The sequence below is a fragment of the Paraburkholderia sp. BR14312 genome, assembly GCF_040948675.1.
GTDB lineage: Bacteria > Pseudomonadota > Gammaproteobacteria > Burkholderiales > Burkholderiaceae > Paraburkholderia > Paraburkholderia nodosa_A.
Genome location: NZ_JBFPKI010000007.1, coordinates 48,326 through 67,972 on the forward strand (window position 1 = coordinate 48,326; position 19,647 = coordinate 67,972).

19 protein-coding genes and 2 pseudogenes are annotated in these 19,647 nt (G+C 61.9%); 4 read left to right on the forward strand and 17 right to left on the reverse strand.

Features of this window, described 5'->3' with window-relative positions:
- Positions 1-158: 158 nt before the first annotated feature.
- Positions 159-509, forward strand: coding sequence for a hypothetical protein (locus tag AB3X98_RS20255; RefSeq protein WP_368604319.1), 351 nt, complete (start codon positions 159-161; stop codon positions 507-509).
- 622 nt (positions 510-1,131) lie between these two features.
- Here AB3X98_RS20255 and AB3X98_RS20260 read toward each other — a convergent pair.
- The 7 genes and pseudogenes from AB3X98_RS20260 to AB3X98_RS20290 form a co-directional block, all read right to left on the reverse strand.
- A pseudogene (locus AB3X98_RS20260) lies at positions 1,132-2,322 on the reverse strand (enolase C-terminal domain-like protein).
- A 113-nt stretch (positions 2,323-2,435) separates the two neighbouring features.
- The gene (locus AB3X98_RS20265) at positions 2,436-3,869 is read right to left on the reverse strand and encodes an MmgE/PrpD family protein (RefSeq protein WP_368604318.1); all 1,434 of its coding nucleotides are present in this window, start codon (positions 3,867-3,869) and stop codon (positions 2,436-2,438) included.
- 190 nt (positions 3,870-4,059) lie between these two features.
- Complete coding sequence (locus tag AB3X98_RS20270; protein ID WP_368604316.1) at positions 4,060-4,827, reverse strand: ABC transporter substrate-binding protein; 768 nt, start codon at positions 4,825-4,827, stop codon at positions 4,060-4,062.
- A 368-nt stretch (positions 4,828-5,195) separates the two neighbouring features.
- A complete protein-coding gene (locus AB3X98_RS20275; protein ID WP_368604315.1) occupies positions 5,196-5,540 on the reverse strand; it encodes a RidA family protein in 345 nt (114 codons plus the stop codon).
- Between the two features lie 102 nt (positions 5,541-5,642).
- Positions 5,643-7,034, reverse strand: coding sequence for an NAD(P)/FAD-dependent oxidoreductase (locus AB3X98_RS20280; RefSeq protein ID WP_368604367.1), 1,392 nt, complete (start codon positions 7,032-7,034; stop codon positions 5,643-5,645).
- Complete coding sequence (locus AB3X98_RS20285; RefSeq protein WP_368610305.1) at positions 7,031-7,492, reverse strand: (2Fe-2S)-binding protein; 462 nt, start codon at positions 7,490-7,492, stop codon at positions 7,031-7,033. Before AB3X98_RS20285 ends, AB3X98_RS20280 begins: the two co-directional genes overlap by 4 nt.
- A complete protein-coding gene (locus AB3X98_RS20290; protein WP_368604313.1) occupies positions 7,380-8,525 on the reverse strand; it encodes an NAD(P)/FAD-dependent oxidoreductase in 1,146 nt (381 codons plus the stop codon). The genes AB3X98_RS20285 and AB3X98_RS20290 overlap by 113 nt, the downstream gene beginning before the upstream one ends.
- 22 nt (positions 8,526-8,547) lie before the next feature.
- On the opposite strand from AB3X98_RS20290, the gene AB3X98_RS20295 reads away from it, so the two are divergent.
- Positions 8,548-9,636: a LysR substrate-binding domain-containing protein gene (locus AB3X98_RS20295; protein ID WP_368610306.1), complete on the forward strand. Its 1,089-nt coding sequence runs from the start codon at positions 8,548-8,550 to the stop codon at positions 9,634-9,636.
- A gap of 122 nt (positions 9,637-9,758) precedes the next feature.
- On the opposite strand, the pseudogene AB3X98_RS20300 reads toward AB3X98_RS20295, so the two are convergent.
- The 10 genes and pseudogenes from AB3X98_RS20300 to AB3X98_RS20345 all read right to left on the reverse strand — a co-directional run.
- Positions 9,759-9,935 (reverse strand): annotated as a pseudogene (locus AB3X98_RS20300) (porin); the annotation flags it as partial.
- Between the two features lie 355 nt (positions 9,936-10,290).
- A complete protein-coding gene (locus AB3X98_RS20305) occupies positions 10,291-10,866 on the reverse strand; it encodes a single-stranded DNA-binding protein (protein WP_368604311.1) in 576 nt (191 codons plus the stop codon).
- Between the two features lie 128 nt (positions 10,867-10,994).
- On the reverse strand, positions 10,995-11,360 hold the full coding sequence (locus AB3X98_RS20310) for a hypothetical protein (protein ID WP_368604310.1): 366 nt from the start codon (positions 11,358-11,360) through the stop codon (positions 10,995-10,997).
- 148 nt (positions 11,361-11,508) lie between these two features.
- Complete coding sequence (locus AB3X98_RS20315) at positions 11,509-12,582, reverse strand: PFL_4669 family integrating conjugative element protein (RefSeq protein ID WP_368604309.1); 1,074 nt, start codon at positions 12,580-12,582, stop codon at positions 11,509-11,511.
- 158 nt (positions 12,583-12,740) lie between these two features.
- Positions 12,741-14,336: a hypothetical protein gene (locus tag AB3X98_RS20320; RefSeq protein WP_368604308.1), complete on the reverse strand. Its 1,596-nt coding sequence runs from the start codon at positions 14,334-14,336 to the stop codon at positions 12,741-12,743.
- Entirely contained in the window at positions 14,333-14,833 is a 501-nt protein-coding gene (locus tag AB3X98_RS20325) for a hypothetical protein (protein WP_368604307.1), read from the reverse strand. Before AB3X98_RS20325 ends, AB3X98_RS20320 begins: the two co-directional genes overlap by 4 nt.
- On the reverse strand, positions 14,814-15,488 hold the full coding sequence (locus AB3X98_RS20330; protein WP_368604306.1) for a hypothetical protein: 675 nt from the start codon (positions 15,486-15,488) through the stop codon (positions 14,814-14,816). Before AB3X98_RS20330 ends, AB3X98_RS20325 begins: the two co-directional genes overlap by 20 nt.
- Positions 15,488-17,110 carry a ParB N-terminal domain-containing protein gene (locus AB3X98_RS20335; RefSeq protein WP_368604366.1) on the reverse strand — a complete coding sequence of 541 codons (1,623 nt, stop codon included), beginning with the start codon at positions 17,108-17,110 and terminating at the stop codon, positions 15,488-15,490. Before AB3X98_RS20335 ends, AB3X98_RS20330 begins: the two co-directional genes overlap by 1 nt.
- Positions 17,111-17,214: 104 nt before the next feature.
- A complete protein-coding gene (locus AB3X98_RS20340; RefSeq protein WP_368604305.1) occupies positions 17,215-18,093 on the reverse strand; it encodes a ParA family protein in 879 nt (292 codons plus the stop codon).
- 60 nt (positions 18,094-18,153) lie between these two features.
- Complete coding sequence (locus AB3X98_RS20345; protein WP_368604304.1) at positions 18,154-18,402, reverse strand: DNA-binding protein; 249 nt, start codon at positions 18,400-18,402, stop codon at positions 18,154-18,156.
- A 130-nt stretch (positions 18,403-18,532) separates the two neighbouring features.
- Here AB3X98_RS20345 and AB3X98_RS20350 point away from each other — a divergent pair, with 130 nt between their 5' ends.
- Positions 18,533-18,970, forward strand: coding sequence for a helix-turn-helix domain-containing protein (locus AB3X98_RS20350; protein ID WP_368604302.1), 438 nt, complete (start codon positions 18,533-18,535; stop codon positions 18,968-18,970).
- Between the two features lie 140 nt (positions 18,971-19,110).
- Positions 19,111-19,323: a hypothetical protein gene (locus AB3X98_RS20355; protein WP_368610307.1), complete on the forward strand. Its 213-nt coding sequence runs from the start codon at positions 19,111-19,113 to the stop codon at positions 19,321-19,323.
- Positions 19,324-19,647 lie beyond the last annotated feature (324 nt).

Genomic DNA, 19,647 nt, shown 5'->3' on the forward strand with positions numbered 1-19,647 from the left:
ATGTGCAAAGTGTGCCAGCTAAGAAAACGGACATAGATATGCCAAAGGCCGGCTGTTACTGAAAATAAACGCACGACATAAGCCGGGCGCTTGTCCTGGTGCTTTGGCCGGAAGCGTCAACACCCCGGCGCAATGTGTTCATCCACGGTGACCGGGGCGTGGGCAAGAGCTCACTCGGGGCGACAGCCGCGTACCGATACCAGAGCGCCGACAACCGCCCGACCGTCGTCGGCGGTACGCCAAACGAGGCGTTCGACTCGATCATTACCCGCATTGCAAACAAGGCAATGAGTTACTCTCGCACGATGAACGTCAAGCAGCAGTCGAGCCCGTCGCTCGAATGCCGCGGGCTAAAATGGCAGCAGGGCCGGGAGGTTAGCGCAAAGGACGTCAAGGAGCAGCTGAAGACGATCGGTGACGCAGTCGACCTGCTCGCGGAGAACGCTTGCCTTCACTCGAATCAGCCCGTAGTCCTGATTGACGAATTCGACGCCCTCGATGAGGAGTAGCGCGCATCCGCCGCAGGAAGGTTTCTCAGCCGCCTCTTCCTCCGCTTTCCGGCGCTGTATACTCGCACAGCCTTACACTTTCAGGCAACCGACGATGCCCGCATAGTCAACCGGCAGGGAGGCAGGAGCGGTAAGGTTAATCGGTGTTCGATGGCGGACCGCGTCCGAAGCCAATGCCGCCGATACCCTCGCCATCCCGGCATGCTGGAGCACGGCCCGCCTAACGAGGCGTTCTATCGGCAAATCGCGCTCACGTTCGCAGCGACGGCTGCACGCGTCTAGCAGGGATACAACGCGCCGTTCCTCAATGCGATCGCGGGCGCACGATTGAAGGCACTGCGGTGCGCAACGAGGACGTACAAGTCATGCACGGATTTGACCGATAGGCCAACGCGCTGGCCCATCGGTCAAGCGGTCTGTTCGAAACGGACTAGGTCGGCGCGCTCAGGCCGCCGCTCGACGCCACGCACGATTTGTGCGTCCGTCAGGTCATGTAACGCAACGGTACCGCAATAAATCGCGTGCCGCATGACGATTCGACATGACCGGACAGTGACCCAAGTGGGGGCTACGTTCGAATTCCAAGTCCGGCAGTATGACGGCTCCAGGTTCCACCAACGGTTCAATGCGGCGAACGAAGGTCAAATCGGTTTGATGTCATGCGCCGCACGTGCGCCTCGTCTACCTCCACGCCCAGCCCCGCTCTTTCCGGAAGATGAACCACTCCATTGCGCACGAACGTAGAAAAATCGGTCGGGTCTTCCGCAAGCCGTAACGTGGACATGAACGCGTGCCCGACGTCGACGAGATTACCGATCGTGACGGCGTGTTGCAGCGAAGCGGCCTGCGTGACCCCGAATTCGATCATCGAGTTCATTTAGCAGCGAATTCCGAATGCCTCCGCCACGGCCGCAATGCGCTGAGCGCGCAACGGGCCTCCGTTCTTGCTGCTTTTGACGCTGAAGACATTCGCGGCGCCCACCCGCGCCAGCTCGGCAGCATGCTCGAGTCCCGCGACGGCTTCGTCAGCCGATATGGGAATGCTGCTGTCTTTGGCGAGCCATGCCGCACCCTCCAGATCGGACTTGATCAGCGGCTGTTCGACGAACGCCAGGCGGGAGCCGCGCACGCCATCAAGGAATTCGCGGGCTTCCGACAGAGTCCAGCCCTCATTGGCGTCGGCGATCAGCGTGATCGCATCCCCGTACCGCGCCTCCAGTTCCGCCACGCGCCGAATCTCGCTTTGTATCGGAGACGTACCCATCTTCAGCATGAAGCTGGAGAATCCCTGTGCGATTCGCTCGTCCATCACACGAATGTCTTCGTCGGCCGTGCCATTGCCAAGCGGCCACAGCACCGGAAGCGAGTTCCTCAGGGCCCCGCCCAACAGGGTCGCCACCGGGACACCCAGCCGTTTTCCCAGAATATCGAGCAGTGCCATGGTCACCGCTCCCTTGGCACTGAGGTGCCCGGCAAGCCGTGCGTCGAGTTCCGCATCGATACCGCCGGGAGCAGGCGCCGACGATGCCATGACGACTGGCAGCAGGGTTTCCTTCAGCGCGCGTGCGGCATCGCTGGCGGTGCCGCCGGTGAAGGCATCGTACGGGTTGGCCTCGCCCCAGCCCTCCACGCCATCGGCGTCCGTCAGCTTCACCAATACAGCGCTCGTCGAAACCAACGTCCCCTCGGTCATCTTGTACGGCGTAACCAGCGCCGCCTCGATCTCGAACACCTCGGCTACGACGATACGCGCCATCGTTTTGATATTCACTTCAAGCATTGAAATTCCCGGAAATTTTGGAACAGCGACCATCTACGATATAAAATGCGGGCATTCTCGATCAGATCCGACGCCCGCAGTGCTTGTGGGTACCATCAGCACCCACTGCATCGCCCGTTATAGCCGAAGCCGTCAACGCGTCAAGGCTAGTGCATCTGGGGCTTCACGGCTCTCATGCTCGCGCTGTCGGTCCCGTGTCCGTCAAGCTCGTGAAATGTCACATTTGCAAGATAGGCCATGAGTCTAGCCGCATCCCCAGCCCGAGCGTCGCCTACGGCGTCGATAAATGCTTTCTGCTGCGAAGGAAGGGCAACGTACGAGGTCGCCATCTTGAACTTCGACTCCAGGTCTTGCCACGTTACCTGGTCACCCTTGCCTTTCGGCACGGTATTTCCGGACGAAAACGTTCCACTGCCGCACGTCAGGCTCACGCGCGATATCGTTTCCGTCGGATACACCGCTTCGATGTCGGGGCTGCAGCACAGCGAAACCCTGCTCGCGAGTGCGGATACCTCGTTCCGGCTCAACGCATCTGCGCGAAGCGGCAGCAATGCCTGCTTCCCATAAAGAGCAACCAGTGCGATGCAATAAGGAATGCTGTACTGGATGTCCGGCAAGTTTTGCGGCTCATATCTGTTTTCAAGACGCATGGCATCTTCGTAAATCTCCACTTTGATTGCCTCGATGTCTTTCGCAAGCACATCGTGCTTCGCCATCAACGCCTGCAATGCATCCAATGGCCCATGAATATGCCGGCAGCATGCGTAGAATTTGTAATAGCTTTCCTCGATCCGCGCTCCGGAACGCAGCACGTCGTCAAGATCGGCGGGGAACTGGTAATGACGGCCGCTATCCAGGATGTTCCGAGGTCCCGTCATACCCTTGCGCGCCGCTTCCAGCGCATTCAGGCCCACCACGACCGACCACGGAATCCCCTCTTTCACATCGCTGCCCTCGGGGGGCGGGTCGTGCGGAGCCCGAGCGCTCAAAAAAGCGCAGTTTGGCGCCGCTTCTCCAGCGATCGCAAGCGCATGCGCCAGTACCGTCTTGTCGACGCGGCGAAGCACCCCCGCAGTGGCCACCACGGCATAGGCCGCCCAAGTTCCCGTCGTGCCGTAGGACGTACGTGCCGAAGCGATCGTCGTGCCCACCTGGTAGCCGATTGCGATGGCTCGGACGATTTCGTCGAATGTCGCTCCCACCTCGTGGGCAACGGCGAATGCCGTGGGAACCACAGCGGCACCAGCGTGCCCCCGCGCGACCGCATCTCCGTCGTCGAGGTCGAGCGCCGATGCAGCAGCGCTGTTGGCCCACGCGGCTCCGAGTGCGGTACTGCTAGTACCCGTGAACCAGATCGGTACGTCCCCGCTGCGAAACTCTTCCAGCGCTATCTCGCGCGTGACGACGGAAATCGGCTCGTGGATGCCCGCGGCCGCCGCGCTCATCAGGTCCAAAATGCGCATCAAGACGACTTCGGAAACGTGTTGGGGAACACGACTTCCGCGAGCCTCGTCAATATAGGACGCGAATCGTTCGGCGAACTTTGCATTTGAGTCATGTTGCACTACTGACGAATTCATTACATGTTCCTCTATACAGTTATATTCGCGTTGCGCGCGGCTCCGTGAGCGCCACCTTCCGACCGGATGCTACCGCCGCAATCGATTCACCACCGGTCCTCAGTCGGAAATATTGTTGTCTATCAGAACAACGTACCGGGATTCCGCTTGGTGTGGCGCATCGCCGAACGTCTTGTGTTCAGCTATCGAATCAAGGCGCGACGATCTGATACTGAAAGTACTTCTTCGCCAGCTTGACAAGCGTTCCGTCCTGCTTTAGTGACGCAATCGCCTGGTTCAGTCGCTCCTTCAACTCCGAATCCTGTTTGCGCACCCCAAAGGCAACGCCACGACCGAATATTTTTTCGTCAGTCAACGGCCCCCCGACGAATGTGAAACCCTTTCCTTCAGGTTTTTTCAGGAAACTGTCTTCCGCGCTTTGCTGCGACTGCAACGCCGCATCGATTCGGCCGGCGGCCAGGTCCGAGAATACTTGTGTCTGACTCGGATACGTAACGACGGCGGCACCCGCCGGAGCCCACTTCTGTTCCGCGTAGTATTGCTGTGTCCCACCCTGCTGAACACCGACACGCTTTCCTTTGAGTGACTCCGCATTCGGCAGGATGTGACTGCCCGAGCGCGCGACCAGGCGAATCGGAGACGCATAAATGACCGATGTAAAGTCAATCGCTTTCTCACGTTGTTCCGTCGCCCACATCGCCGAGTTGATGGCGTCGAACTTTCTGGCCTGCAACGCCGGAATCAATCCATCGAAAGAATTCTCGATCCATTTACATTTGACCTGCATCCTGGCACAAACAGCATTACCGACATCGATATCGAAACCCACCAGTTCACCACTCGGCAGCTTGTATTCGAATGGAGGATAATCTGCCTCAACGCCAAAACGTAGAGTATCCGTAGCCCATGCGGACGACGCAAGCACGCACAGCACGGTGGAAGCAATCAGTTGTCTCATCTCCGCTCCTTTATCCGCCGACACTTTGATCAGCTTAGTAATTCGATTGACCATATGAGTTGCTCGTCAGGAAGAAAACCCCCTGCGTGAGTCGCCTTGAGAACAACAGAGATTCACGAATCCCCGTGCTCCTCGCGCGTGTGGCCGGCCCGTATTCGAAGCCGACACACAAATCGTACGCTTCGTAAAATTGCTTCGTATTGCGAGTAATTTCGCTCGCTATGCAGTTTTGAGATAGGTGCGGCCCTGTTCTGCCCAAACTTGTGCGTGCCGATCCGCGGCCTTCGCCCGTCTGCGCGAGCACGCCCTCTCGCGGTTCCGATCGCGCTGCGCCGTCGCCCGGTTCGGGCCCTCGGAAGCGCAGTCCGTTACGCAACCGCCTGAACCTGAATCTCGACGAGAAGGTCTTCGCCCGCAAGGCGCGATTCGACCGTAGCGCGTGCGGGAGGACAGGTCTTGTCGACCCACGCATCCCATGCTTCGTTCATGCCGTCGAAAGTATCGATGTCCGCCAGCCAGATGTTGGCAACCGTGATGCGCGACTTGTCGGTGCCGGCCGCTTTCAGATGGCTATCGATCTGATCAAGAATGTCTTTCGTTTGTTGACCGACTCCGCCCGTCGTGTCTCGGGCGGTCACACCCGACAGGAAAACAAACCCGTTCACGACCAAAACCCTGCTTAGCCTTCCATTCACTCCCTGACGAACGATCATGCAGTGCCTCCGTAAAGTTCGGATGTGCCGCCATCGAGACCCCGGTTGCCATCATGTGGATTCTTCTCGCCGAACGCTGCTCGTGTTCCGACGTGTCGTCGGTCACTGGACACACTCTCCGGCTCCGGCCAATTGACCGAGCGTGAGCGGCTTGATGGGCGGCCTGATCCTGTAATAGCCCACCACTTCCGGGGAAACCTGCCGTTCTTGCGCGATGATTTCCGAAACGGTGAGCCCGCACAGGCGTCCTTGACAGGGCCCCATACCACATCGATTGAACGCCTTCGCCTGGTTTGGGCCGACACATCCGAGCGCGACCGACTCCCGAATAGCACCGGCGGTGACCTCCTCGCATCTGCAAACCAGTACGTCATCGGCCGGTATTCGCGTGCGGTCACTGGGTCGATACAGCGCGTCGAGAAACGGTCGGATGTGAAGGTGTCCGGCATGCTCCGCGCGCAATCGGCGCACCCTCCGGTCGAATTCGACAATGTCGATCTTGCCGTGACGCCGAACGATTTCCAGCCCGCATATCCGGCCTTGCGTAGTTGCGGCCTTCGCTCCGGCAATGCCGCCTCCATCGCCCACGACGAATACGTCGGGCACGTCCAGTTCGAAAACATTGTTACGGTTCGGTACCCAGCAAAGCTGATCGATGTCCCAACGATGCGATGCCTGAAGCGACCAGGAGATCTGCGTATTCGGCACGACTCCTTGATGCAGGAGCACGAGTTCTGCTTCGACATGCTGGCGCTTGTTGCCCGCAGTGAAGGTCAGCCCGGTTGCAGCCTGCTCACCTTCGATACGCAGATCTGACGCACCTCGGTAGACCGGTACACGCGCGACTCGCAGCGCTCGCAGCAGGTTCACACCTTTCAACAGATCGCGCCATCCGAGCAATGCACTCGTCCAGTGTCTCGCCGCGCGCATCCTGTCGGCCAGAACGGTCGTCTCGACGACAGCGCGAATGGGCACGCCGGCACGCAGGTATTGCCACGCAAGCAGATAGAGCAGCGGCCCGCAACCCGCGAGCACGACAGGGTGTCTCGGCACCGTGCCCGATGCCTTCAGCAGGATTTGCGCCGCGCCGGCTGTCATCACGCCTGGCATAGTCCATCCCGGAATCGGAAATGGCCTTTCCATCGCGCCGGTCGCAAGCACGATGTGGCCGGCCGCCAGCGACTTGCTCTGGCCGCGCTGCGTGTAATGAACCTCACGCTCCCTGTTGACAAACCACACTTGAGCGCCGGCTTCATGCCGAACATTGCTTTCGGACACGGCCGCTGCGATAGCGGCCCCAGCCGCGTAGTCCGGCCCGAGCAATGCGACACGCTCGTCGTCGGCATGGGCGATGGACCGATAGATCTGCCCGCCCAATGTCGTTTGCTCGTCAAGCATCACGACCGACAGTCCCGCATGCGCGGCAGCAGTCGCGGCGGCCATGCCTGCGGGCCCCGCGCCGATAACGACGACATCGACTGATTCGGCAATCATCGTCCGTGCCCCTTTCGATTGCTCGTATCGGATTCGACAGGAGATCCAATCGACATTTGCCTTACGCCTTCCTGAGACCGCACACGCATGCCGTCCCGTGTGCTTTCGAGACAACTCTGGCAGTTCGGCTGGCTGTCGATCTCCACCAGGCACTCGAAGCAGACGCCCATCATGCAATACGGTGCACGCGCGGCTCCGCTCACGGGCGTTCTGCGGAAGCGTCGAATGCCCACGGCAAGGAGAACCGCCGCCAGATTCATCCCGCCTGGAACTTCGTAGGACGAATCGTTGAAGAAAATTCGCACCTTCGGGGCATGCGCGGCGGACAATTGCTCGAAGAGGGGTTCAGTCGACATGGCTAAATGTTTCGTATGGTTTCCGGAAGCGATCAGCGGCGAACGCGTGTAGATCCGGGGCCTCCCGCGCGCGGGTGATCCAGCCCGCAAGGCGCAGCGCATGCGCCGCAGCAAGCGTGACCCCGCTATGGCAGCTAATATTGAACGCGCCAGGACACGCGCCGGACTCCTCGTAGATCGGGAAGCCGTCCGGCGTCATCACACGCAGCGCCCCCCACGCTCGCACGAGGCGAACATCACGAAGCAGTGGAAAGGCTTTCACGCCACGCATCGCAATTGCCGCGAGCACATCCGTCGTGACGCCGTTGTCGAAACCGACGTTTTCGAGTGAGTCGCCCAATTGGACGGTACCTTCGTTCGTCTGACGCACGGTGACGGTCGGGAAATGCAGAAACGGGGCGACTCTCTCGCTGATCAGAACCTGCCCACGTGTCGGCACGACCGGTGCCTGCAGCCCGACCATCGGCGCGAGGTCCTTGTTGCCCAGCCCCGCGGCAAGCACGACCCGGGCGGCGCACCAACGCGCGTCCTGTCCATGGACGACGAATCTGTCGGATTGCGAGTCGATTCGCACGACGCGCTCGGCGGTGGCGAAGTGCGCTTTGCGGTTGACCAGGCCCCTTCGCAAGCCGAGCAGCAGCTTCAGAGGATTGACGTGGCCGTCCATCGGCGTATAGGTTGCGCCGGCAACCGAAGCGCCGATTTCGGGGATGCGGGCCTTCAGGTCCGCCGCGTCGAGCACCTCGAACGGATAGTCGCCATCGGCATCGTCGGACAGCTGCAGCAGTTGCTTTCCACGCTCGTGGAGCTCCTCATCGGAAAAACACAGGTCGAAACCGCCAGGCTGCAGCAGCTGCGCGTCCACGCCCGTTTCATCGCGAAGTGCGTCGGCGAATACGGGCCACAGCCGCGCGGATTCACGAGTCCATGTCGTATAGGCAGGCTGCCCGATTCCCTTGCCTTGCACCCAAACCAGCCCGAAGTTGCCGACCGAGGCGCCGAATGCGTCGTCTCCGTCGTCAACGACCAGCACATGGGCGCCCTGCCGGGCGACGCCATAGGCAACAGCGGATCCGACCAAACCACCACCCACGACGATCACATCGTAGTTGGCCGTCGAACGATGCGTCTTCATACGGTCCTTGCGCAAAATAACAATGTCGCCGTGGCTTGCCTCCCGATTGATTCAAGCACGGAAGGAACAAGCGATTCCGGCCAGCTTTCCCGGAAGCCGATGTCACGGCTCCGGCAACGCGTGCGTACTAATACGGATGTTGAGCGACCAACCTTATGCAGTCAAATATCAATCTGACGCCAACCTATGCCTAAAAGAGATAGCCCAAATGAAACTACGCCAGATCGAGGCGTTCCGCGCGGTGATGCAGGCAGGTTCCACGACAGGCGCCGCCGCGGAACTTCACACGTCGCAGTCCAATGTGAGCAGGCTGATTACACAACTGGAGGCCGATACGCGGCTCGTGCTCTTCGAGCGTTCCGGCGGTCGCCTCAATCCAAAACCCGAAGCCAAGGCGCTCTTTCGCGAGGTCGAGCGTGTCTTCGTCGGGTTGAAAAGTCTTGCCTATGCGGCCGACAGCATTCGGAATCTCGGGAGCGGCCGTCTGCGCATTGCGTCGATCCCGGGCATCGGTATGAGCTTTCTGCCGAGAGTCGTGCAGCGCTTCAGACAGTCTCGACCGGACGTGACTGTGTCGATTCACACGAACACGTCGAATACGGTCGAGCAATGGGTCTCTTCACAGTTCTGCGACGTGGGGATCGTCGCGTTCGTATCTGCGGCCGCTACGTGCCAGGCCGTTGCACTGCCTGACTCGGAGGTCGTGTGCCTCTTGCCGAAGAATCATCGCCTCGCTACGAAAAGCAGAATCGAGGCATCGGATCTTCGCGGCGAGCAATACATTTCGCTCGTGCATGGCGACGGATCGCGGGAGGAGACCGACCGTGTGTTCGAACAGGAGGGAATCGAGCGCACCCTGTCGCTCGAAGCGCAGTACAGTGCGACCTGTTGTGAAATGGTGAAGCTCGGGCTCGGAGTGACACTCGCGCATCCGTTGGTAGCGACGGACTATGTAGGCCACGGGATCAAGGTGTTGCCGTTTTCACCATCGATCAACTACCCCAACTTCCTTCTGTATCCGCCGCACGGAGCGGCGTCTCAGCTGGCTGAGGAGTTCGCTGCGTTGTTGCGAGATCAGTTCGAGCGAGAGATTACTGGATGGCAGCAGTAACGATTCCGGGCCGCCGCATCGCTTCCAGCGTGTGCAGATGAGTCGACATCAGCCGGCACGAAAGCGGCTGCGCCAGCGCAGCCGTGTGGGTCAATCGATGTCGCTTGCTGCTCGTCCGGAGGCTAGAACTTGTGCCGGCTCCCAGCGACTGCGACAAACTGGTTTCCGTTCGACGACGCCGAGGACCCGGTGATGTTTGCGACGGCCGTATTGCCGGTCGAGTCCGTTCCGGTCGCATGCTGATAGATGCCGTCGATATAAACGTCGGTTCGCGGCGACTGAAAATAGTCCACGCCGAGATGCCGCCGCCTCGCGGCCGTTCACCGCGTCATCACGCGAACACGGCCTGGCAATACAACAGAAAGCGGCAGGCAGGACATGACGCCGTACGTTGCCGGCAACGAATCTCGACAGTGACCGTGGAGCCCACTGCCGCGAAACGGCCATTCAGTGCGACCCGTACGAACCATCCACGAAAGCACGCACGAAAAGGCTCTCGCCGCGCGACGGTCAAGCCTTCGAATACAAGCGCGCGTAGCATCCGTTCTTCTTCGATATCCGGCATAACCGTGGCCGCCTCATTCCACGAACACCGGAAATCGCGCCGCCGCACGCCGCATGAACGGGCACGGCAGCGGCAGGAATCAAGGCGCATCATTGCGCTTGCGTCCGCGCCGCCTGGCGTGAACGCCGGCGGGCAGGCTGTGAGGACGTCGCGCCTGGTCCTGGATCGTCCGATGCTGGCGCATCGTCCAGGGTTTGGTCGGCCTGTGGCGTGTCGCCGTCCTCCGGACGAGGGGGCTCGCCTGCACCTTCGTCATGCGACGAATCGCTCGATCCCTCGTCTTCGCGCACCTGGCGTTGGCGGTACACCACCTGTTCGACGCGCACGAGATTCAGGGAGATAGATTCGGCGTCGATATGCGCACCGGCGTCCGCCTCATTGTCGCGGTTGACCCAGGGAGTGACGTAGAAGTCGCCGCGCACAACGACGCTGGCACCCGTGCGGATGTGTTGCATCACCCGCTCGGTCAGACGCTCGTTCCAGACGGTGACATCGACGGGAAAGGTCCGCCCTTCCCGCTGCTCCAGCGTGCCGTCGTCGAGCCGGCGGTAGCTGGCGGACATGACGCGCAGCTCGACAATGCGGCGCGCGCCACTGGCGGTGTTGACCTGTTTCATCGTCGGCGACGCGAGCACGTTGCCAACCAGTTCTGCGTAGATGCCCATTGTGGACTCCGTTCATCAAGGATTGCCCCTGCGAATGAAGCGCGCTGTCCACTGTTTTCCTTGTTATCGACCGCTCTGCGTCAGCCTGATGTCCATCGATCAAACCCGGTCGAAACCGCGCACCTGTCTCAGGAATCGTCGGTCCGTCGAACCTTCACCGTGCCATGTTCCAGATACATTGCGAGCTGGCTGGCCGCATACCGGAAAACCGACTCGAGTGCGTTGAGCTCTTTCGCGCGCGCATTACATTGCAGCAGATACGGGCGCAGCGGCGCGGGGATGCGATTGAAACAGCCCTTCACGCGCGGCCAGGCGAGTGCATGCGGCTCGCCACGAATGAACCAGTCGAGCCGGTGGCGCGTCGCGCCGCTCGCCAGTGCAATGCGCACGCAGCGCAGCGATACATCGAGCCCGGCGGTCGCGGTCTCCAGCGCCAGCGTCTGCATTTCGGTCACCGTCTCCTCGAGCCAGTGCTCATACGAGCGCAGCAGCACACGAAATCCCGGCTGACCTGCGACCCGGGATACCGGCAGTGCCGTCGCGGGCTGAGCCGCACCCGCCCCCTTACCCTTAAAGGCCTTTGGACGTCGATCCAGATCTGAAGTGCGATCCGTCATTGCCGCAGTCCTCCCGTCCCTTCCTTCATTGCACCAACGCCGCTGCCGCAGCCTGCGCGTGTGCGTCGTCCCCGGACAGCGGCACCGTATCGAGCAGGCGCAGTTCCGCGTCCGACAGGCGACTCACGCGCCGCCGGCTATGGCGAGGTTCACGCTCGCCAGTAAACACGTCACGCGGAAGTACGCCGAGCAATGCACGCGCAGCCTCGACGCGTTTGCCTGCGGCAGCATCGGCGTTCGGCAGGAAGTCGACGCGCGACAGCGGCAGCAGCTCGGGGCGCGTGAGTACCCGCTGGCAGTGGACCGCGAAGTGGAACACGGACAGGCACCGGTGCTTCGCCGAGCCGATGCGCCGGAAGCCTTCAGTCGACGACATCAGGTCGCGCAACACGGCGGAGCGTACGAGTCGCACCAGGTAGTCGAGTTCGACCAGCAGCATCACGATCATGTAGCCGTACGGTGAGCCAAAACCGAGCGCCACCTGCGCGGGCTCACGCGATTGCAGCACCGAATAGTCGAGGCCTTTTTCACGCGCGGCATCGAGCAACTGACGGGCATGCTGCTGCTCCAGATCGTGTGCGCGCCGGATGCCGGCAATACGCTCCGCGATCCTGACGAGACTCCAGTCCGCATACGGATTGTCGTTGCCTGAGAGCGACCACAACGCCCGGAGCGCGGCGGCGACACGGCGACCACCCGCCATCGGATGTCCCTGCTCGCCTGGCGCAATCGAGCGCCCAAGGAACAACCGCATCGCATCGCGCGTATGCAGATGCATGCGATCGGCACCGTCGCTGCCCAGTTGCCCGATGCGGCTGATCTGCTGTGCCTCATGCGGGCGCACGAGCTGATCACCGCCCTGTCGCAGCGCATGGGTCTCGTGCATGTGACTCAGCGCGTCCTCACGTTCGAGCAACAGCTGATAGCGGCCAAACAGGGGATCAGCCGGATCGGGGTCGTCCTCGGCAATCAGATGCGCGAGGGCCGCGCGTTCCGCGTCGATGTCGTAACCGTCGGCGAAGGGCGACGTCGTGGAGCGCGCGAAGGCGTCGACAGATGGATCGATGGTGGTAGACGGCGGGGGGGACGATGGCTCCATGACAGGCTCCTTGAAACAGGCATTCGGTACAGAGGAATGGCCGGCGCAGGCGTGTTACCCGGGGTAACACCAGCGCAGGTCGCGGTGACCGCGGGATTGCTGTTACCCCGGGTAACAGCAGCGCATTGACGTAAGCGCCCCGGCAACGGAAAACCCGGTCACGCATGCGTGTCGGCCTGACAGGCCGGTCGATGCGCCATCTGGACGCGCAACGCATGCCGGATCGCCGCGAGATGCTGGCAGGCCGTCTCGCGCGTTGACGGGGGTGAATCGCCGTCCTCACGCCGGTGTCGCGATCCCGCGCTCATCTCCTCGCCCCGGGTCGCCCGCTCGCGTGCTGTGCGTTCGAGATGGGCCCGCGTCGCGATGAACTCGCCGGCGAGATAGCGCCGCACGAGGCCCGCGATATAGGCCACGGGCAACTGCACCGGCTGATGCCGGTGACCAGCCGCCATCTCGTCGAGCAGCTCCTGCCGGTCCGCAACCGGAATCCGTGCGAGATGTGCGGCGACCAGTGCACGATCATCCGCGGCCACCATGACTGGCCAGACGATCGGACCGACGTCAGCCGTGGCGCCCGACTGCATCGGCAAAAGACTGATTCCCGACACCGACTTCGGCATCTCGCGCGGCATGAACGGCATGAGCGCCAGGCCGGTGGTTGTCGTAGTCCGATATGTAGTCTTTCCGTATACGCGCGCGTCTGGAACGCACGTTTGTCGCCAGCGGTAATGAACCAAACCCGCCAACCGGATCCGGGGCGCGAAAGGCACTACGCCGTGTTTCGCCTGCAGTGGGAGACTTCCGGTTGGCGACTTTTCCAGTGCCCCTTTGCCCGCGCATGCGAACGGCAGGTGGATGGTCTCGTCAAGCGGCGCGAGGTTGACCCCGCTGTTACCCGGGGTAACAGCCGCCGGCCGTGCTCCGACCACATCGTTGTGTTCTTCGCTCAGGCTCCGTGCGAGCAGGCGCTTGCGCGTTGCAAGTCGCTCGCGCATATCGCCGCGGGACACAAGGCGCTCAAACTGGCGCTTCAGCTCGTCCGCATTGATCTGGGTGAACACGCGCCGGCCGGTGCACTGGCGCATGAGCTCGCGAATCAGGCCCTGACGCACGAGCCGCGCTCTGGCGTTGTCGAGCTGACGCCGGTTAAGGCCCAGCGTGCGTTGCCATTCGCCGGCCGTCAGCGTAAACCACGTGCATTGCCGGTCGGCCTCACGACGCTGCAGCTGCACCATACGCGATAGCAGCAGCGCGGCGTTCACATTGCCGACCAGGTCAGCGAATATGCGCCGGTATGCGATGGTCGGTCCGAGCAGCGCCTCACTCGCGAATTCATCGGTGCGCATCGCTTCGATCGATCCGGGAAGTTCACTCACCATCCGGCAATTGGCCCGTACCGCATGCGAAATGGCTTCCACCTCCAGCCGGTAATGCATGCGTGCCGGCTGGCCACCGCGCCACTCGATCAGCAGATTCATGTTTCGCAGGCGTCGCCGCGCGTTCTCCTGCTCTTCGCGCGACAGGCCCGTCTCGAGCAGCCAGTGCTCACGGGTCTTGTGAATCCACCCGCCGTTTGCTTCCACATCGCGCCCGCGCCGTGTCCAGTACACCAGTTGTGAGAGCAGCAGCGCATCCTTCGGATGGCCCGTGATCCGGGCAAGGCGAGTTCCAAAGGCAATCGGCCGGTGAGGCCTCAGCATGGTCCACAGCGCGTCGAACCCGGTGATATAGGGATGGCATCCGGGCATCATGATTCGACCTCCATCAGTGGCTCCGTATGGTCCGAACGGTCCGGTTTGGCTGCCCGCACGGGCGGCCACACAATATGGGCGGTGCGATCCTCCGCTTTCTGCTGAAGCAACGCCAGCACGGCCGGCCACAGGATGCGCCATTCCTCCAGCGGCGGCGTCCTTCTCCTGCGGTAAGCGATCAGACCTTTCGACCGGAGGAGTCGCCGGGCGGCCCGCTGCTGGGCTTCCGTGAGCGCCAGTTTTCGTTCGAGCTCTTCGGACGCGACCTGCAGCCAGACATGCTGGCGCCCTGTCTCGCTCTCCAGCGTCGAGAGCTCGGTGAGCATGGCTGCGGCAGCGAGGTCGCCGCATATCTCGACGAAACACCGGTCGATCGTGATCGGCACGTCGAGCATCGAGAGGAGCATGTCGGCCTCGGCAGGCGGCAGTCCGGGCGAATCGTCCCAGGTCTTGCCGGGCAGCAGGTTGCCCTGGGGATCAAGGCGCATGTCGTACATGGTGAGGCTCCTTTAGGGAGGAATTCGGATGGCAATCTCTGGTGTCGGGCTCCAGTGCCGCGAACAGCGTCGCGAGCGACCATTGGCCCTGATATTGCTCATGCAGTGCCAGATACCGTTCGCGCGGATCGCCGATGTCGTTCAGCCTGGCCCAGGCGTCGAACAGCGTGTCCATCGCGCACGGCGCCAGCGCGCGCGGTTTCGTCGGTGCGGCAACACCGATCTCGTCGCGTAGCTGCGAGATCGTTGTGCGCGTCGCCGTGCGAAAGAACCTGCGGATCATCGGAATGCTGGCCTGTCTTTCGACAAACGCGCACAACAGCTCCTGGTCGCGCCATTGCCGTTCGATCAGTTCGCACCGACGCTGCAACATGCCCGCGTCCACATAGAGGCGCAAGGCGCCAGACGCGAGTAGCTCGCGGGTGAAGGCTGATACACGAGCATCGCCCAGCACGTGTCGAACTGCCGCCGGAAGTGCATCCGTCAACGCGTTTGTCGGCGACATCCAGTCGGTCGCACCTGTTTCACATGAAACTTTGCAATCCTCATTGACAGGTTTGCTATCCAGGACGGCTGAGGCCGAACAGGCGATCAGCTCGAGCAGCGTGAAATGTTCGAGCGACGCGCTCCTGACCCGCAGGAAGGCCTGGTCCATCACAGCCCTCCTCGCTGAAGCCGCTCGTCGGCGCCCGGCTCGGGCCAGCGGGCGGACGCAAAGCGTTCCGAATTCGCGACCCGGAAGGCGCGCGCCTGAAGAACAAGCTCGGCCCACCATTGTCCGATCGCGTGATCGGGGTTCAGCATCACGTCGAACATCACGTCCATACGGTCGCCGAGCAACGGTTCGCCGACACTCGTGTCGCACGCGCGGTTCCATACTTCGTCGTCGCCAGCCATCCGTGCAAAGAGGGTATCGCGGGGGATGCGTGCGATGCCCATTGCGGTGTTTTGCCGGGACAGGCTAACGAGCCACCACCAGCCGAGGTACCGGTTCAGTGCGCCTTCGTCGTGCCCCGCATCAGTTTCGGGCGACAGTCGCGGTCGACCCGGCGGTGGCGGCTCGATCATGAAACCGTACGGCAGCGCTGGCGCATCGCGCACACAGCCGTCTAGACCGCAGGTGCGCGCGAAAGCCACCACCGCCTCCCGGAAAAGCTCACCTTCACCTGAAGCGCATGCCGCAGCGTCTTCTCCAGGATCACGGACGTCAGCAGCCACCCGTGTTGATCCGTCATCGGGTGTGCGCCGCGGGCTATCCAGTGCCGTGGTCGATTCGCCTGGCCGTCTCGCACCAGGGGTCGCGTCCGGCACAGTGGCTTCCCTGGCCCGCGCCCGAACGGACAGATCCCCCACGCCCTGCGCCGGCACCATCGGCACGCTCGCCCCGTCGTTCCCTTCTCCAGCCGAAGCAGCCGGTGAAGGTTCGGCTCGCTCAACCTGCATACCGCCCACTTCGCGCAGATCGCCGCTTGTGGCATCCGGCGTGCGCTCGAGCAGATGGCACATCCGGTCCAGCGCATCGCGCGACACACCGAGTTCGTCCACCATGCGTTGTCGCAATCCATCGACCAGGCGTGCCGCGTCGAAAGCGGCGCGCTGTGTCGGCATGCCGGCATCGCCCGGCTCGCAGCCAGCAGCCATGCCGGTCAGGTGCGGATCGATCACCCGCGCCTGCACCCATTGATCATCCAGGCCCCGACGCCTCGCCAGACGCAGGAGCATGCCGATGCCGGGCTGGATGACATCGACGAGCGCACGTCGGCTGAGAAATGCTGTGGCAGGTCCAAGCGCGGACAGACGCTCGATCGCAAACTGAAAAAGCGAAAGCAGTACATGGCTCACCGCTGCACCATCCTGCTCGAGCAGTCGCGAGAATTCGCGCAGCGACAGCGTGGCTCCCCGTTCGGTTTCGAGATCGGCCTTGAGCGCCAGATAACCGTTCGCCTTGTCCCAGAAGCACAGGTCCGCACGTTGATCGTTTTCGCGCAGGTGCGCGGCCAGCAGCCTCGCCTCGCCGGGATACGGCACGTAGACGAAGTCATAATGAAGAAATCGTTCATCGCCGGTTTCGTCGTACAGGGCCGTCGCCGCGGTCACGCGCGAATTCCCGCCCTTCGCGACCACGTAGCGCATCTCACCAGGACGGCGGGTCACCGTCACGATCTGCTCGATGCCGTTTGCGCGGATCGACTCCTTGAGTTCCGCGATACGCTCGTGCGACGCGCGCCGGGGATTGCGCTCGTAGACCATCACGTCGGTGATCCTGAGCCGGATCACCGACGTCAACTGCGGATCGGGCGCCTGTGCACCCGGCGGCGCCACGTCAAGGCGTTGCGCAGCAAGGTCTTCGCGCGTCCTGATGAGCGACTTTCCTGACGCGCTCATGCGACCGCCCCCTGTCCGCCGTCGCCCGTCCCGACGTCAACCAGTGTGCGTCGCGGTGCCCCCGCATAGACATTCGCCAGCGACGGGAACAGCTCCCATGCGAGACGGTGCATCACGTTCCAAGCGGAATTGTCGAACCGCCTGCGTCGATCGAAGTCGTGAACGGGAACGCGTGCCGTCGCAGCCGCACAATAGGCGGCGGCCGACGGGATGACCGTGTCCAGTATTCTCACTTTCGCATGCTCTGCGAACCGTTGCCGCAGCACAGCCGAGAGTGCCCTGGCGTTGGTGGTGCGCTCGTGCGCATTGATCAGCGCGAGCAGATCACCCGAGCGAAACGACTCGCCAAAGTCGGCCAGCCGGTTCAATTCATCGAGCATCGCGATCGTGCCCGTAGCGAACTCCCCGGCACTCAACGCATCCGGCTTGACAGGCGACACCATGACGTTGGCGGCCATCGCCGCGGACTTCTGCAACTCGCCCACCGCGCCCTGCGTATCGATCAGCACGACGTCATAGGCTTCCATCAGCGGACTTTGCATCGCACGACGCAGGATCATCAGCCGATCCTCACGGCGGTTGAGCCAGGCCTGCAGCCCCGCGTCCGGTGTGTCGGAATAAACGAGATCGAGATTCGAGAAGATCGTGCGGCTGATGCAGTCGGCGGCCGGATTGCCGCCTGAGGTCACGACGGCACTCAGACCCCGCGGTGAACGGTAATGGACGGGAAAGAACTTGCTTAGACTCGGCTGGACATCTGCGTCGATCGCGAGGACCTTCAGGCCGAAGGCTGCGAGCAGGCCGCCCAGATTGGCGGCGACGGTCGTCTTACCGACGCCGCCTTTGGTGGAGACGAAGGAAATAACAGCCGGCACGGTGGGATATCCAGTACAGCGTCATTGCTTGAGCGGATAACAGAATCAGAAAGAAACCGATCAGGTTTTGTCGTGAGACGGCCCGCGCTGATCCGGGGCAGCAAAGTCGTCAGCGTCACGCGCGTCAGTGCGGGTCAATTGCGAGGCAATCCACTTTTCATACTCGTCCACGGGGAACAGACGCCGTCGACCTACACGCAGTGACGGCGGCATCGGCAGCCCCAGCGTCAGGCGGTTGCGCGCGGTCGCGGGCGCGATATGCAACTCGCGTGCAATCTCTTCCAGCGTATAGAACCGCCTGCTCGTCACTCGGCCTCCGCGAACATGACGCCCATCGGTCCACAGCCTGCTGCGTTCGTCCAGGTACGTCCAGTCTTGTCCATTACTCGAATGTTCCTATAATCAAGGTACAAAATCATCGTAGGAATGTGAGGCCCACATGTCAAGCAGCGCGGATCACGGGGACTACCACCAGCGCATCGTGCAGGTTCGTGAGCACCTCGAACTGTCTCAGGAAAAAATAGCCCGGCAACTCGGACTCTCCCTGCGCGCGTATGCGAATTACGAGCGTGGCGAACGTGCGGTCCCGGTCGAACTGCTGCGTGCGTTGTACGAACGGTTCTCGATCGATCCCGCGTGGTTGCTGACGGGTGACGGCAACATGATTCTCGATCGTGATGTGCGGTATCGGCTCGACCAGAAAGCGCTTGATAGCGTGCTGGTTGCCGTCGCACGGATCGAGGCTCGCCTTGATGTCCCCCTCGACGCGAAAAGGAAGGCGCGACTCATTGGCCTGCTCTACGAGCAGTGTCAGCTACTGGGCGATAGTGCCGACGATATCCTGAAGGACTCGCGCATCAGTCGCCTGACGCGTTAGTTTCGCTAAAGTCAGCAACCGCAATAATTCCGCAATGGTGTCTGTCGACCATCGGCCGACCATTAATCTTCGGACGTAGCGTTGTTTCAACGCATGGATGATCACGCCTGCGATATCGCAATCGGTAGTGGAGAAATGCAATGGGACGTCGGGAAGAAATCAGCGAGGAACTCAATCAACTGGCGGGTGAAATTGAGAAGGATATGCTGCGTCGGCGCGGTAAGCGCGCCGCGAATCCGCCGTCGATGCCCGAAACGCATGTCCGTCTTGAGCTTTTCATTACGCAGCACCCGCCCTCCGGCTTTCGGATCCATATCTCGATGGAACCGCGCGATGATGGCGAACCATCATAGCGGCGCACGCCCCCCGCCCCGTCAGGAACTGGTCCTGGAAATCATGCCCTTGATCGATTGCTCGGCCCGGGTGGCCGCCATCGGCACGCGATCTTGCTTCGATTTGCTGAATCAACGACAGTGTTCCGTTAACTGCCATCGTCGCGGTTGTGGGTGCGAAGTCCAGGGACCATCGCTGCGGAAAGGCATTGCGTCAGTCCAGGCCACGGTCGGGCGCGACGGGGCAACGCGATAACCGGCACAGCAACAGCGACGATAGCTTGTCCGCAACTTCCTCTTCATCGCATTGCATGACGTTTCTCCGTTCAACCAGGCGTCGAGCGG

What these genes read in the sequence shown, in the direction of transcription:
- AB3X98_RS20265 (WP_368604318.1), bottom strand. Translation starts at nt 3,869, where the DNA reads ATGAATTCGTCAGTAGTGCAACATGACTCAAATGCAAAGTTCGCCGAA.
- AB3X98_RS20270 (WP_368604316.1), bottom strand. Translation starts at nt 4,827, where the DNA reads ATGAGACAACTGATTGCTTCCACCGTGCTGTGCGTGCTTGCGTCGTCC.
- AB3X98_RS20275 (WP_368604315.1), bottom strand. Translation starts at nt 5,540, where the DNA reads ATGATCGTTCGTCAGGGAGTGAATGGAAGGCTAAGCAGGGTTTTGGTC.
- AB3X98_RS20280 (WP_368604367.1), bottom strand. Translation starts at nt 7,034, where the DNA reads ATGATTGCCGAATCAGTCGATGTCGTCGTTATCGGCGCGGGGCCCGCA.
- AB3X98_RS20285 (WP_368610305.1), bottom strand. Translation starts at nt 7,492, where the DNA reads ATGCGCTGCGCCTTGCGGGCTGGATCACCCGCGCGCGGGAGGCCCCGG.
- AB3X98_RS20290 (WP_368604313.1), bottom strand. Translation starts at nt 8,525, where the DNA reads ATGAAGACGCATCGTTCGACGGCCAACTACGATGTGATCGTCGTGGGT.
- AB3X98_RS20295 (WP_368610306.1), top strand. Translation starts at nt 8,548, where the DNA reads ATGTCGCCGTGGCTTGCCTCCCGATTGATTCAAGCACGGAAGGAACAA.
- AB3X98_RS20305 (WP_368604311.1), bottom strand. Translation starts at nt 10,866, where the DNA reads ATGGGCATCTACGCAGAACTGGTTGGCAACGTGCTCGCGTCGCCGACG.
- AB3X98_RS20315 (WP_368604309.1), bottom strand. Translation starts at nt 12,582, where the DNA reads ATGGAGCCATCGTCCCCCCCGCCGTCTACCACCATCGATCCATCTGTC.
- AB3X98_RS20320 (WP_368604308.1), bottom strand. Translation starts at nt 14,336, where the DNA reads ATGATGCCCGGATGCCATCCCTATATCACCGGGTTCGACGCGCTGTGG.
- AB3X98_RS20325 (WP_368604307.1), bottom strand. Translation starts at nt 14,833, where the DNA reads ATGTACGACATGCGCCTTGATCCCCAGGGCAACCTGCTGCCCGGCAAG.
- AB3X98_RS20330 (WP_368604306.1), bottom strand. Translation starts at nt 15,488, where the DNA reads ATGGACCAGGCCTTCCTGCGGGTCAGGAGCGCGTCGCTCGAACATTTC.
- AB3X98_RS20350 (WP_368604302.1), top strand. Translation starts at nt 18,533, where the DNA reads ATGTCAAGCAGCGCGGATCACGGGGACTACCACCAGCGCATCGTGCAG.
- AB3X98_RS20355 (WP_368610307.1), top strand. Translation starts at nt 19,111, where the DNA reads ATGGGACGTCGGGAAGAAATCAGCGAGGAACTCAATCAACTGGCGGGT.